Genomic DNA, 14,338 nt, shown 5'->3' with positions numbered 1-14,338 from the left:
GGGGTCCAGTTGACCACCAAAAGGCAGGAAGAATTCATGCGGCATGATCAGCTGATCCTGGTTATGGCGATACACAGCAATACATCCAAGTGCAAGGTTTTTGTGGTGTTTTTTGAAAAACTCTTGCCACCTTAAATTGCAATATTAAATGCAACAAAACTATAGATTCCGTTATATTGTAATCGTTACAGGATACCCCTTTGTAGGCTTTATATGGGGTGGCGGGCATGATAGGCTGATTAGCCATGCGATTTGCCTTGCCCACATCGCCCAATCGCAAGAAGTCAGGCCCGCAGGGGCCCCATGTCAAGCCGTCGTTAGTGTCCTTCCATCACCAATTTCCGGTTAAGCGATCTTTGCGATTTCCTCAGCAAACTGCTCATTCGGGGTTTGGTACCCTAGAATTTTACGTGGCAGTGTGTTACACCAGTTCTGAGTGTGTCATCGATGTCCTCAATCGCTTTTCCTTTCGGAATGAATCGCCGGATAAGGCCGTTATGACGCTCGTTTGTTCCCCGTTCACTGGATGTGTAGGGGTGGGTGTAATAAACCGTTACATCGTTTGAATCGATCGCCTGTGTTAGTTCACTGAATTCGGAACCATTGTCCGATGTAATGGTTTTAAAGACGGATGGGAAAGCCTCTCTGTACAGGTCTTTGAGCGATTGGATCGCCTGATGGACACTTACCGCCGTCTTTTGCTCGATCTTTATCATGTGTTCCTTCCGCGTTTTTCGTTCCGTTAATGTCAGGAGCGCCGCTCCTTTCTTACGTTGCCCTAGCACAGTGTCGATTTCCCAATGACCAAATTCCTGGCGCTTATCAATGTAAGACGGTCGTTCTTCAATACTGGCACCTAGAATCTTTTTATGCTGTCTTGTGTGCTTGTTTTTCGTCCGTCGCGTGACTTTTAGGGGGAGATCGATATTCTTCACTGGGAGCAGGCCAAGGTCAATGTAGTGGTACAGTGTCTTGGCACAAACCACTATACCCTCAAAGAGATGATTGACCTTCGCGTAGCCGCAAACGGCATCGGGAGACCAATGGTCCTGTTGCATTTTTTTCACAGCGAAATGGACAAATGCAGCGGCTTTCACAAGTTTATACTTCGCACCACAACGGGAACGATTCTTCTCGTAAACAGCTTGTCCGGTTTCAGTAAATACGCTTGATATTCCGTGAGATCCGATTTCCGTTGTGTGACTGTGACGCGTTTTAATTCACGGGAGATGGTCGACTTGTGGCATCCAATCACATCTACAATTGCCTGTAAGGTTTTTCCTTCGTCACGAAGGGCGCCAATTCGCCCGCGATCATACGGCGTAAGATGTGAAAAGGTACGCTTCTTTGTGTTATCATGGGTGTGAGCCATCGGTAATTCCTCCTGTTATGAAGGTTTTCGTCAACTTAATCATAACGGAATTACCATGGTTTTTGTTTATTTCTTTTGTTGCATTTGATTTTACAATGAACCCTTTTTCATCAATACCTGACCTTTCAAACAGATTATTTACTTTTTCCAATGGACAAAATAACCACATTTCTTATTGTAGCCCATTGCATGAATTGTCAATATATTTCTTATATTTGTAGCAAAAAGATCGCCCAAAGGAAAGGGCGATTTTTTTCACGGTGACAGCTGCGGTGACAGCTGCATTGGGGGCGCTTCCCATCCCCGCTTCCGATCATAAACAAAAAGGCAGGACGTTAAGTCTCTGCCTTTTCAGGATATGTGGATATCGGCATCGCTTCTGCCAATAGGTCCACAATATGCATCACTTTGACCTGGTTTTGTAAACCCTCCCGTTTGACCCCCAATTTCATCTGCAATAAACAGCCGGGGTTGGTGGTGACAATTACATCGGCCGTGGTGTTTTTAACATTTTCCATTTTTGTATCAAGAATATTCATCGACTCGTCATAGTGAACCACATTATAGATCCCCGCAGAACCGCAACACCGTTCATAATCTTTCATCATATGTAGCTCAAGGCCAGGTATTTGATTGAGTAACTGCAATGGATAGTCTGCTGCTTTCTGAACATGAAGCATGTGACAGGAAGATTGATAGGTGACTTTATATGGAAGCGTCCGCTTAAACTTTAAGTTGCTTTGCGTGGCCAAAAACCAACTTATATCTTTGGCTTGACTTGCAAAAGCCTCAGCACGCGAGCGCCATGTTTCATCTTCTTCTAATATTATGTCGTATTCAACCAACATGGCTCCACAGCCCCCGGCATTATGAATAACATAATCTAATCCAAATTGGTCAAATACGGAGATGTTTTGTTTAGCCAGACTTTTTGCTTTTTCCCTGAATCCGCTGTGGGCATGCAGCGCACCGCAACATGTTTGCCGCCTGGGGATGACCACTTCAGCACCGATTTGCAATAACAGGGTAATGGTGTTGAGATTGGTTTCGTGAAAGAGGGCATCCATAATACACCCTGTAAAAAAACCAACTCGTAACCCACTTGACTTTTCCCCTCTGATCCAGATGGCATCTGCATCCCTTTTAATCTTAAATTGGTCAGACAACTGTTTCAAACCCGGCCGGATCACAGCTGGCAAAACTGCTTCAAAGGACCGGAATCGCTCAGGGATCAACCGGAGTAATCCTGTTCTGCGCAATACCCAGGATAAGCCCGTCCGCTGATACAGCCACATGACATACCCCAATATCCCCATCCAATACCGGGAGGGAAAAATCCTGTCATACAGTATGGTACTAAGCATACGGGCCGACCAAGATTGAGGCATCTGCTCAGTGAGAGCCGCTTTGGTTCCTTCCAGCAAATGACCGTAATCGACATCTGCCGGACAGACGGTTTCGCAGGCCCGACAGCCTAAACATTTTTCAATGGGCTCCCGAATTGCTTCCAATGAGACCGTCCCTTCGGCTGCCTGTTTCATGAGATTGATTCGTCCCCGTGGGGAATGGGTTTCTTTACCCATGGTCTCATAGGTAGGGCATGCCGGTAAACAGTACCCGCATTGAACACAATCAAATGTTTTTTCATAGCCGATTAATTGCTGTAAATGTTGCAAATCTTTATCTTTCATCTTAACACCAACTTTGTCACACCCGGTTCGGGAAAAATCTTGCCAGGATTCATAATATTGTTTGGATCCCAGGCCTGTTTTATCCGTTTCATCATTTCTACACCATCTACCCCAAGTTCCCTTTCCATATAGGGGGCTTTCATCGTTCCAATGCCGTGTTCACCTGATAATGTTCCCCCCAACTCAATAGCCGCTTCAAAAATTTCCGTTATCGCTTCTTCCGCTCTCCTCATCTCGTCTTCATCCCGTTTATCCACCAGCAGATTGGGATGCAGATTGCCATCTCCAGCGTGACCAAACACAACCAATTGGAGATTGTATTTACGACGTATCTCCATTAATCGTTGGAACATATCGGGAATACGACTGCGGGGTACTGTGGCATCTTCGGAAATTTTGGTTGGCTTAATCCTGGCAATAGCTGGAGAAACGAGTTTCCTTGCTTGCCATAGGCGTTGTTTCTCCCTTTCGGACCTGGCCACTTTCACTTCTCGGGCTCCAAGATCTTGACAAATCTTTTCCACCTGTTTCATCTCATCTTCAATCGCCCGGGGGTGGCCGTCAAGTTCAACCAACAGAATGGCTTCTGCATCAACGGGATATCCGCCCGGTTTATACTGTTCAACAGCTTGAATACAGGCCTGGTCCATAATTTCCATGGCTGCGGGCAGGATGCCGGACGATAAAATGGCTGAAATCGATTTGCCCGAATCCACCAACCGATCAAAAACGGCCATTAAAGACATGCTGGCAGGGGGCTTGGGAATAAGGCGAAGGCTAATCTCGGTGATCACACCGAGCGTTCCCTCTGATCCGACTAACAGCTTGGTCAGGTCATAGCCTGTCACATTTTTTATCGTTCTCCCGCCCGTCCGGATCACTTTCCCTTCAGGGGTTACCACCTCCAGTCCCAGTACATAATCACGGGTGACCCCATATTTAAGACCCCGGGGACCTCCGGAGTTCTCCGCCACATTACCGCCAATGGTTGATACATGGGCACTGCTGGGATCAGGCGGATAAAAAAGACCGTGTTTTAACGCTTCGTTTTTGATATCAGCTGTTTTCACGCCAGGCGATACGACGGCCACAAGGTCTTCCGGATAGAGCTCTAATTTTTGATCCATTCTTGTCAAATCCAAGACGATGCCGCCTCGGACAGGCAAAGGGCCCCCGCTTAAACAAGAGCCCTGTCCTCTGGGATAGAGAGGGATTTTATAAAGATTCGCCAGCTTGACAATATGAACCACTTCAGCCGTCGATATGGGCTGAACCACCATTTCAGGCACAAAATAGCCAAATGACGCATCATAGGCATAGCTGTGACGATCCGCCTCAGCCGTAAAAATTCGGCGCGAATCATCTATCAGACGGAAAACCTCCTCTTGCCACTTGATCATTGATATCCCCGCCTTAATCCAATTTGATGGAAACAAATTTATCTTCGAGATATTCTTGAATCCCGTATTTTCCGCCTTCCCGTCCAATCCCACTCTCTTTAACACCGCCGAACGGTGCCTGAGCTGTAGTCGGTATGGGATCATTGATTCCCACAATTCCATATTCCAAGGCTTCCATCATTTGAAAGGCCCGTTTCATATTTTGTGTATAGCAATAAGCCGCCAAGCCATAGGTGTCGTGATTGGCTTTCTGTATCGCCTCTTGCTCATCTTTAAAGGTAAAGATGGGAGCGACGGGGCCAAACGTTTCCTCAGAGGCAATCTTCATTTCTTCTGTGGCCCCTTGTAATACCGTAGGTGCGTAGAAGTATCCTTTAGCATCGGCAATAACCAACGTCTCACCTCCACACAAGATGCGGGCCCCTTTCTGAACCGCATCACGGACATGATCCTCCACTTTTTCCAGGGCAAAGCGGTCAATCAACGGACCGATGTCCACCTGGTCCTCCAATCCATTTCCTACCTTCAGGGCCTTCACTTTTTCAGCCATTTTGTGTCCGAATACATCAGCAATATCTTCCTGGACGTAGATGCGGTTGGTGCAGATACACGTTTGGCCTGCGTTTCTAAACTTGCTGGCGATCGCCCCTTCCACAGCTTGATCCAGATCAGCATCGTTAAAGACAATAAACGGGGCATGCCCGCCCAATTCCATGGACACTTTCTTCACCGTATCTGCGGATTGGCGCAGTAATTGCTTCCCCACCTCTGTTGACCCGGTAAAGGTAATTTTACGTACTTTGGGATTGGCTGTCATTTCGCCCACGACCTCCGACGCTGTCCCAATAATCAGATTGGCCACACCAGGAGGCAGCCCCACTTCATCAAAAGCTTTAAAGACATTGATAGCTGATAACGGAGTGGCCGAGGCTGGCTTTAAAACGACGGTGCAGCCCGCTGCCATGGCAGGCGCAATTTTGCGTGTAATCATGGCGATGGGAAAGTTCCAGGGTGTGACGGCTGCTGTGACACCCACCGGTTCCTTAATAACTAAAATCCGTTTGTCAGCATGGGAAGCCGGAATGGTGTCCCCATATATGCGCTTGGCCTCTTCGGCATACCATTCCAGATAATCGATGGCCAGCAATGTTTCACCTTTCGCCTCCCGGACAGGCTTACCCATCTCACGTGTAATCGTTTCGGCTAATTCATCCACTCTTTGGCGCAAATAGTGGGCCGCTTGATATAAATAAGCGCTTCTTTCCTTGGCCGTTCGCTTTTTCCAATACTCAAAGGCTTGTTCCGCTGCCGTAATGGCCTTTCGTGTTTCCTCCTGTCCGGCATAGGCCACCGTTTCAATTTTTTCCCCTGTGGCTGGATTTGTCACCGGCAGGGTCCCCTTTGAGCCAGTTTTAATCCACTCTCCATTGATATACAACATACTGATCTCTCCTTATGACTGAAGTTGTTGAAAGCCTTCGTTTATAATTTGCAATGCTTGATCCACTTCCTCCCGGGTGACGGTTGTTGGCGGTATAAAGCGAATCACGTTTTTATCCGTGCCGCAAGTGAGCAAAATCAAGCCTTGTTCCAAAGCATAACGCCTTAAGGCATCCACTGTTTGGCTATCCGGCTGGCCATTATCATCCACTAATTCCATAGCCAGCATCAGGCCTAGTCCGCGGACCTCACCAATGCCTTTAAACTTCTCCTGTAATGTGGCCAAGCCGGATTTAAAATAGCGGCCCATCTGCTGGGCATTGGCCAGTCCCTCCTCTTCAAGGACGCTAATGGTAGCCAAGGCTGCCGCACACGCCACCGGATTCCCTCCGTACGTTCCACCATGTGTACCAGCTGGCCATTGTTCCATCAGCTCCCGGCGGGCGACAATGGCACTCAAAGGAAAACCGGATGCTATTCCTTTGGCTAAAACTAAAATATCGGGTTGAACCCCAAAATATTCATAGGCAAACATTTTTCCCGTCCGCCCAAAACCTGTTTGAATCTCATCGAAGATCAGCAGAATCCCATGCTTGTCACATATCTGCCGCAGCTCTTGAAGGAAACGGGATGGCGGGACAATGTATCCCCCTTCTCCCTGTACGGGTTCCACCAAGATGGCTGCTACACTTTGTGGAGAAACTTGCAACTGAAAAAGTTCCTGCAGCTGTTTCAGACAACGGGCGCACTCCTCCTCTTCCGACAGTCCACTGCGGAACGGGTAAGGAAATTCAGCATGATACACACTGGGTAACAAACCTTCGTAATCCTCACGGTAAGCAGCACTAGAGGCCGTCAAAGTGGTAGTCCCCAATGTCCGTCCGTGGAAACCCCGTTTAAACGAAATTACTGCCGGCCGTTTGGTTACTTTTTTCGCTAATTTAATGGCACCTTCATTGGCTTCTGCGCCGCTGTTACTAAAGTAAACCATGTGCTCGCCACCATTTAAATGACTCAATTTTTCAGCAAGCTCTAAGTATGAGGGATAATAAGCCACATTATGTCCGACATGGATCATTTTTTCCATTTGCTGCTTGGCCGCTTCCACGACACGCGGATGGTTATGACCCACGTTGGTCACACCGACACCGCTGGCAAAATCTAAATAACGCTTGCCTTCTTCATCAATGACATAACTGCCTTGAGCCTCAACAATCCCCAGGGTGGTCGCTCTCATTGCAGCTGGAGGAAGGACCTTTAATGCCCGGTCATACAGTGTTAATTTGGTTTGTGTCATTCTGATGCTCCTTTCCCGTTTCATTCAAGTTTAAAATGGCTAGTGTGGTCTCTTTAATTAATTGAGGCAAAACCGAAAACGAATAGGGCTTATACACCCGTTCGGTCCACTGGTGCGCATCGTGTCCATAAACACCCATATTAATGGAAGGAATATCGAGCTTCCGCATGTCTTGGAATGGCAAAGGATAGATGTCCTCCCACTGTGGAAAATTATGGACCAAGGCCTGCAATTCTTCATCTGTTTCATGTAAAGATAGATAACTGCTGTCTGATAGATAAGGGAAAAAATGTTTAATCATAAATGATAGTTTGCATTCTTCTCCAACTTTTTTAGCCACCTGTTGCAAAACTTCCAATTTTCTTCTGTCTTGATCCACCGACTCATCCAGGTAGTTATGCGGACAATAAGGTGGCGCAAAAAATAAAATCACCTTGGGATGACGATCAGGCTCTTTTTGTTCTAAAGCTTCCATAATTTTAAAACACAATTGGCGGGACTCCATTTGTTTGTTTTCCTTCACGACTTGTTTGGCAATCTTGTCTGCCTCAATCCCTTTTTCTTTTAAATACCGGACATATTCTTCATAGGTATATACCTTGATGTCCCAAGACAGACGGGAGTGGAGATATCCTGTCCGTTTGATAAAAGCCTGATATTGGTTTTGCAAATATTGGGTGGTCTCTTGGCAAGCTCTTACCGCCAGTAATTTGAGTTTATTTAGCACAGTTTCAGGAGTGGAGCGATATAAAAACAAATTAAAATAAAGGTAAGCTCTTCCTGCCGTTTGGACATTATAGAAATCTTTTTGGTCGCGCAGATATAGGCAGGACGGGGGCAAGATCAGTTCTCCTTCAATCTCTTCAGCCAAATCCATATTATTGTTGATCCGACGGTTTATCTCAGAAGCAATCAAGGTGGGGTCTACCCCGGTTAACGTTTCTCCCACGTGGGCTTCCCTTCCGGAAATATAAAAACAAGGCAAAAGTTTACCAACAGCCCCGGTATAGATATAATAATGGGGATCTTGGTCATATAACGAACTGGTAAAATCATTGTTGATGGCCAAGACAAACGAGAGCCCCTCTTCCTCTTTTAGCCTTTTTAATTCTTTAATGGCCTCAATGATACCAGTATGCTGGTTTTCCTCCACCGGGTTGATCATCAATAATAGATTTCCATTCAGTTCCTCCGGATTTTGGGAGAAACGCAGGATATTGGCCAGGTGAACAGCAATTCCACTCTTCATATCAACTGAACCGCGGCCAAATAAGTAATCACCGGATAGGGCATCCTGTTGCACACGCGGATCTGCTGAATAAGCCTTAAAAAATGTTTCTAAGTAATCCGGATCAAAAGCGTGATCTTTAAGGGCACCAAAATCTTCAATGCCCACCGTGTCCAGATGACTGTGATAAATAACCGTTTGATTGAGTCCAGGTTTGCCTTTAACTAGGGCAAAGATATTTTTGCGCCCTAAGGGGTCATGAGGCAAGACCTGTTCCCAAACCAGTTCGGGATGTGCCTTGAAATAAGGAAAGGAAAGCAGCCATTTTTTGATCTCATCGGCAATCCTGGTTTCACCTTCGGTTCCGTTAATACTTGCATGAGTAACCAAAGTACGCGTTAAGACCTCCACTTGTTCTGCCAGAGAGAGTCCTTTTATCTTCTCATACATATTGAGCCTCCTCGCTAGTAATATCGTGTGAGATCTACCTTGTTGATCATGCGTTCAATGTGTCCCTCCCGGTAACATTGATAGTTTTTAATGAAGATATCAATGCAACGGTCGATATACCGGTATGATTTGGCCGACATATGCGGTGTGATGAGGACATTGTCTAACTCCCACAACCGACTGTTTGTCGGGAGTGGTTCCTTTTGAAACACATCAAGCACGGCCCCCCTGATTCTCCCCGCCTGTAATAAATCACATAAAGCATCCTCATCAACTACGTCCCCCCTACCCACATTGATCAGGACGGCTTCAGAGTTTAATTGGTTCAGGTATGACCGAGATATAATGCCTTTGGTTTGCGGCGTTGAGGGTAATACAAGCACCACATACTCATAGTGCCCCACGATTGATTGGGCCTCCTCCATTGTGTATACACGCTCAAAAGGTGCCGTCAAAGCTCCCCGAGTGTTAACTCCATGAACAGTCATACCAAACACCTTGGCTTTTTCGGCAATTTTGGAACCAATTGTTCCGGTGCCATAAATGAGGACAGAACGGCCGTCCAATTCTCCAACCAACGTTTCTCTGTCCCAAACCTTGTCTTGTTTCAAACGCAAAAAGCGGTCAAAATGTTTTTCATAATAAAGCATAGCGCCAATGACATACTCACTCATGGAAACCGTATGGATCCCCTTAGCATTAGTGACTAATATCTCTCTTTGTTTTAGTGAGGAAAAAGGTAAATCTTCCAAACCCGCACTAAACATTTGAATCCATTGTAAACGAGGAAAGTTCTTGACCCGCTCCGTGGTAAGATCATTGCCGAATGTTAACAGGATTTCCGTTTGGTCCTGTACATCAGCTGGAACATCTTCGATGGAACGGTACACAAAAACGTCCTGACCCACATGATCTTTTATTCTTTGCAAATGATGATCTAACACTTCATCTGTGGTGCTAATTATCACGGTTCACTACCTCCCAAGGAAATGTTGAGGTAAAAATGTTGAAAGTGGAGGCACATACGTAATCACTAATAATGAAATGACAAGCATCAAAAAGATGGGAACAATGGCCTTAGCAATGGTTTCAATTCTTGTTCCACCTATACTGGAAGCCACAAACAGGTTAACCCCCAAAGGAGGCGTAATAAAACCAATCGCCAAGTTGGTGACCAAGATCACTCCAAAATGAAAGGGGTCAATACCAACTGCTGTAACCACCGGTAATAAAATCGGGGTTAAAACCACCAAAGCCGAAATGGTATCAATAAATGCTCCCACAAACAGAAGAAAAATATTAATAATCAGTAAAATAACTATCGGGTTTTCAGAGATACCTGTAATAAAGCTGGCCACTGCATTGGGTATCTGCTCCAAAGTCATCAAATAAGCAAAAGAGATAGATAAACCTATAATGATCATTGTTGAGCCATTGATTAAGGTTGCTTCAACCAGGGAATCGTAGATCGATTTCATATCTAATTCCTTATGGACAAAGATACCAATGATCAAGGCATAGACCACGGCTACTACTGCCGCTTCAGTGGGGGAAAAGATACTACCGTAAATTCCCCCTAAAATAATGACCGGAATTAACAAGGCCCATTTGGCCTCCCAAAAGGCAGCCAACACTTCCTTCAGTGTGCTTTGGGCAGAAGCAGCAACATAATTGTTTTTTTTGGAGATGGCATAGGACACAATCATTAACGATATACCCAGTACAATGCCGGGCAATATTCCTGCCAGAAACATGCCGCCAATCGATACGCCTGCTACAACGCCATACAATACAAAAGGAATACTGGGCGGGATAATGACTCCGATCGCTCCGGCTGCAGCCGTAATGGCACAGGCAAAACCTTGGCCGTAATTACGGGCTTTCATTTCCGGAATCATGAATGAACCAATCGCGGCCACTGTTGCAGGCCCTGATCCGGATATGGCTGAAAAGAACATACAGGCCACCACGGTGACCATGGCTAATCCTCCAACCAGAAACCCAACCAAGGCGGAAGCAAGGTTCAACAAGCGTTTGGACACCCCACCTTTGCTCATTAAAATACCGGCCAGCATAAAAAAGGGAATCGCCATCAGTTGAAAGGTATCCAGTGAAGTAAACGCCCTTTGGGCCACCGTGCTAAGTGCAATATCCGTCGTAAATATGATTGTAAATATTGCGGCCAAACCCAAAGAGATGGCAATTGGCACACCCATGATAATAAACAGCAATAATGTCCCAAATAACATCAAGACGGTCATTGGGGTTCTCCTCCTTTTTCCGAGGGGATGGCCTGTTTATTCCTAAACAGGGAAACAAGCTGTTGAATCAAACGGATCGACATTAGTATTCCGCCTACGGGAACAGCCAAATAGGCCAGCCACATCGGCATGCGGATGGCAGGAGACAGTTGTCCCCGCTCAAAGATATGATTTACCACTTGCGTCCCCTCGTAAGCTAATACCATGGCAAGGAAGAACCACAACAACAATGCGGTTATATCAACAACTCGTTTAAATGTTCCGGGCAGTTTCTTCACAAATATTTCCACACGGATATGCCGCTGCTTTTTAACCGCAAAGCTGGCCCCTAGCCATACTTGCCAAATATGTATATATCGGGCGACTTCCTCAGTCCAGCTTAAGGAATAATTGAAAAAGTAACGTGAACATACTTGGTAAAAAATTAAGATAACCATAACCACCATGGTGGTGACTAATAAAACCTCTTCTAATTTTTCATCAATCCATTTATACATTCCCATTGGTATCCCCCACCCTAGATTAAAAAAGGGGGAAAAGGAGCACTCGGTCTCCTTTTCCAGCAAACATTAGCTTTTACTGATTGGCCTGCCTGGCCATTTCAATCAGATCAGCGCCGATTTCGTCCGCATAGGCGTCATAAACCGATTTTGTGGCTTCAATAAAGGCCTGTTTCTGCTCTACCGTCAACTCGTTAACCTTCATGCCCTCATCCTTTAAAGTTTGCAACCATTCGTTGTCCTGTTGATCAGCAAGCTGACGTTGCTCACCCCGATAGGTTTCTGCTTCCTCTTGTAAAATTTGCTGAATATCTTCTGGCAAGGAATTAAAATAATCTTCATTCATTAACATTATAGTGGCCGCATAAAAATGGCCGCTTAAGGTCAAGTAATCCTGAACCTCATAAAACTTGCTGGTGTAGATCAACGAGACTGGAGATTCCATTGCATCATAGGTTCCTTGTTGTAAAGCAGTATACAGTTCACCAAAAGAGAAGGGTGATGCATTAGCCCCTAAAGCTCGGAATGTATCGGTATGCACAGGGTTTTCCATCGTACGAAATTTGAGACCTTCTAAATCGGACGGTTCTTCAATAGGTCCTCGGTTGTTGGTAATGTGCCTAAAACCGTTTTCAGCAAAAACCAATCCACGCAAACCATCGTTTCTCAAATCTTCCAAAAGCGTTTGACCCAGTTCCCCATCCAAAGCACGGTAAGCCGCCTCTTTTGTTTCAAATAGGAACGGCAGATCAAACACCATAAATTTGCTGTTAAAACCAGCTAATGGAGCGACGGCTGGAATGGTCATTTCCAAATTACCCATTTGAACTGCTTCGATGGCTTCACGGTCAGAAGGATAAAGAGATCCACTGGGGTAAATTTTGATCTGGACTCTGCCATCTGTCCGTTCTTCCACTCTTTCTTTAAAGTCAAGCAAGGCAACATGAGTCGACTGTTCTTCGTTTACCAAATGTGCCACCCGAATTTCATAGACTTCATTCTGAGCCTCTTCACTCCCCGTTTCACCCGATGTTGTTTCTCCGCCACATGCTGCCAGTACAGAGCACAAAGCTAGAAACAACATCAAGACTGTCCATCGTTTCAATTTTATTCCCCCTTATTAAATGATTTATGATGATGTCAAAATGCGTGTGGTCACATTTTGAACATGCTGACGCATCATTTTTTCAGCTAAATCTGCATCTCTCGCTTCCAGCGCCTTTACCAAAGTCAAGTGTTCTTCGACAGCCCCCAGGGCACTGTCTTGCAGTGTATTGGATAAAATCAAGAATCGCTGAATTTGATTATTAAGATTGTCCACAATTTCGCTTAGTTTTGCATTTTCAGTTATTTGAGCAATTTTGGAGTGAAACTGATAATCCAATTCAATAAATCGATAATAATCCTTATTGGCGATGGATTGGTATTGCTGGTCACAGATTTGACGCAGTTGCTCAATATCTTGTTCATTGATTTTGTCTGCCGCAATTTTAGCTGCCAGAGGTTCCAAAGCATCCCGTAAAAGTTGAAAATCAAGGACATCTTTTTCGGAAATGGCACTCACTCTGGCCCCTTTTCCTGCCTTGATTTCAATCAGACCTTCATAAGCTAGTTGATTAAGCGCTGCCCTTATAGGGGTACGGCTAATCCCCAGTTCCTGGGCAATATGTTCCTCAACCAGCGCCTCATTAGGTCCAAATTCATTGTTTATAATTGCTTTTTTAATGACTTGATAAGCTTGTTCAGCCAATGTTTCAGCAGGCTTGAGTTTTTTCATGGCCATCACCTATTTCGTATTCAGTGTTCCTTGTTCTGTATACAGAATACAACAATAAGTTTCCAATTGTCAATCATTTTTTAATCAAATTTAAATTCAATTTTGGCGCACAAATAAGCCGTTGGCATCGATGCCAACGGCCAGATCATACACCTGGTTAAAATATCATACATTTAGAGATACATGGGTCTGTATTTTCCCCATCACATCCCGGGTTAACTGTTCGAGCTTATGCCGGCTCTCTTCCATGGTCTCTCCCTTTACCCCAAAGTAAAATTTAGCTTTTGGCTCCGTTCAGAGGGGCGGAGAGCCACCCAAGACTCATCTTCACAAATATATTTAAGGACATTGGACTGAGGCAAGGTGATCGGCTCCGTTTTTCCAGTCTCAATCTCGTGCCGCTTTTGGCTGAGATAGTCTTCAATGACCGTAACCCGTTGGCCGGCCAATGTTTCAGGAGGGTTCTGGCGGAAATGGGCCAAGATCGACCGGATTTGGTCCGCCCCTTCTTTTCTGGCTCTTCGTCATTTTTTGTGGAGCTCGCACATTTCCGGGCCTGGTATAAGCCGTAAAACCTCCTTCTTCACCTAGTCAATCAAGAGATGATGGCGCGAAAGGGTCAAGCGCTTTTGGCTTGAGGCTTGAAGCGACATCATCTATGCTGAGGCGAAGTGAAGAAGGGAATGATCTTGTTGAAAACAGCCACATTCAAGCTTAACTCTTAACCTAAATCGTTCTCTATTCCGGTAGCCATAAGCCCTTCTTTTAAGGTTCTTAATCTTATGGTTTATACCTTCTGTCCTTGCATTGGTATAGGGTAACCGAAAATAGGCTAAAATATGAGTTTTCCAAGTCACCAGTGTCTTGCTGAAATCATGAAAAGGCTTGAATGGACTTTGAAGGGCTGCCTGAATCCAGGTAT

At 45.4% G+C, this 14,338-nt stretch carries 11 protein-coding genes and 1 pseudogene; all 12 read right to left on the bottom strand.

The window, feature by feature from the left end; genetic code table 11:
• Window positions 1–345: 345 nt before the first annotated feature.
• Window positions 346–1,372: pseudogene (locus IEW48_RS14850) on the bottom strand (IS30 family transposase).
• Between the two features lie 335 nt (window positions 1,373–1,707).
• Window positions 1,708–3,063 carry a (Fe-S)-binding protein gene (locus IEW48_RS14845; protein WP_188624444.1) on the bottom strand — a complete coding sequence of 452 codons (1,356 nt, stop codon included), beginning with the start codon at window positions 3,061–3,063 and terminating at the stop codon, window positions 1,708–1,710.
• On the bottom strand, window positions 3,060–4,463 hold the full coding sequence (locus IEW48_RS14840; protein ID WP_188624443.1) for an FAD-binding oxidoreductase: 1,404 nt from the start codon (window positions 4,461–4,463) through the stop codon (window positions 3,060–3,062). Before IEW48_RS14840 ends, IEW48_RS14845 begins: the two co-directional genes overlap by 4 nt.
• Window positions 4,464–4,476: 13 nt before the next feature.
• A complete protein-coding gene (locus IEW48_RS14835) occupies window positions 4,477–5,904 on the bottom strand; it encodes an NAD-dependent succinate-semialdehyde dehydrogenase (protein WP_188624442.1) in 1,428 nt (475 codons plus the stop codon).
• Between the two features lie 12 nt (window positions 5,905–5,916).
• Entirely contained in the window at window positions 5,917–7,200 is a 1,284-nt protein-coding gene (locus IEW48_RS14830; RefSeq protein ID WP_188624441.1) for an aspartate aminotransferase family protein, read from the bottom strand.
• A complete protein-coding gene (locus IEW48_RS14825) occupies window positions 7,172–8,878 on the bottom strand; it encodes a M20/M25/M40 family metallo-hydrolase (protein ID WP_188624440.1) in 1,707 nt (568 codons plus the stop codon). Before IEW48_RS14825 ends, IEW48_RS14830 begins: the two co-directional genes overlap by 29 nt.
• A 14-nt stretch (window positions 8,879–8,892) precedes the next feature.
• The gene (locus tag IEW48_RS14820; protein WP_188624439.1) at window positions 8,893–9,846 is read right to left on the bottom strand and encodes a D-2-hydroxyacid dehydrogenase; all 954 of its coding nucleotides are present in this window, start codon (window positions 9,844–9,846) and stop codon (window positions 8,893–8,895) included.
• A 6-nt stretch (window positions 9,847–9,852) separates the two neighbouring features.
• Window positions 9,853–11,139 carry a TRAP transporter large permease gene (locus IEW48_RS14815; RefSeq protein ID WP_188624438.1) on the bottom strand — a complete coding sequence of 429 codons (1,287 nt, stop codon included), beginning with the start codon at window positions 11,137–11,139 and terminating at the stop codon, window positions 9,853–9,855.
• Window positions 11,136–11,642, bottom strand: coding sequence for a TRAP transporter small permease (locus IEW48_RS14810; protein ID WP_188624437.1), 507 nt, complete (start codon window positions 11,640–11,642; stop codon window positions 11,136–11,138). The genes IEW48_RS14815 and IEW48_RS14810 overlap by 4 nt, the downstream gene beginning before the upstream one ends.
• 73 nt (window positions 11,643–11,715) lie before the next feature.
• Window positions 11,716–12,744 (bottom strand): TRAP transporter substrate-binding protein, encoded by a 1,029-nt coding sequence (locus IEW48_RS14805; protein ID WP_229704074.1) that lies wholly within the window; start codon window positions 12,742–12,744, stop codon window positions 11,716–11,718.
• A 24-nt stretch (window positions 12,745–12,768) separates the two neighbouring features.
• Entirely contained in the window at window positions 12,769–13,416 is a 648-nt protein-coding gene (locus IEW48_RS14800; RefSeq protein WP_188624436.1) for a GntR family transcriptional regulator, read from the bottom strand.
• A 656-nt stretch (window positions 13,417–14,072) separates the two neighbouring features.
• Window positions 14,073–14,338, bottom strand: a 266-nt coding sequence (locus tag IEW48_RS14795) for a transposase (RefSeq protein WP_188624435.1), incomplete at its 5' end; no start/stop codon positions are given.

This window comes from Caldalkalibacillus thermarum, assembly GCF_014644735.1.
GTDB classification, from domain to species: domain Bacteria; phylum Bacillota; class Bacilli; order Caldalkalibacillales; family Caldalkalibacillaceae; genus Caldalkalibacillus; species Caldalkalibacillus thermarum.
Note: the sequence above shows the minus strand (reverse complement) of the source record. Positions and strands in the feature narration are given on the sequence as shown.

What these genes read in the sequence shown, in the direction of transcription:
- IEW48_RS14845 (WP_188624444.1), bottom strand. Translation starts at nt 3,063, where the DNA reads ATGAAAGATAAAGATTTGCAACATTTACAGCAATTAATCGGCTATGAA.
- IEW48_RS14840 (WP_188624443.1), bottom strand. Translation starts at nt 4,463, where the DNA reads ATGATCAAGTGGCAAGAGGAGGTTTTCCGTCTGATAGATGATTCGCGC.
- IEW48_RS14835 (WP_188624442.1), bottom strand. Translation starts at nt 5,904, where the DNA reads ATGTTGTATATCAATGGAGAGTGGATTAAAACTGGCTCAAAGGGGACC.
- IEW48_RS14830 (WP_188624441.1), bottom strand. Translation starts at nt 7,200, where the DNA reads ATGACACAAACCAAATTAACACTGTATGACCGGGCATTAAAGGTCCTT.
- IEW48_RS14825 (WP_188624440.1), bottom strand. Translation starts at nt 8,878, where the DNA reads ATGTATGAGAAGATAAAAGGACTCTCTCTGGCAGAACAAGTGGAGGTC.
- IEW48_RS14815 (WP_188624438.1), bottom strand. Translation starts at nt 11,139, where the DNA reads ATGACCGTCTTGATGTTATTTGGGACATTATTGCTGTTTATTATCATG.
- IEW48_RS14810 (WP_188624437.1), bottom strand. Translation starts at nt 11,642, where the DNA reads ATGGGAATGTATAAATGGATTGATGAAAAATTAGAAGAGGTTTTATTA.
- IEW48_RS14800 (WP_188624436.1), bottom strand. Translation starts at nt 13,416, where the DNA reads ATGAAAAAACTCAAGCCTGCTGAAACATTGGCTGAACAAGCTTATCAA.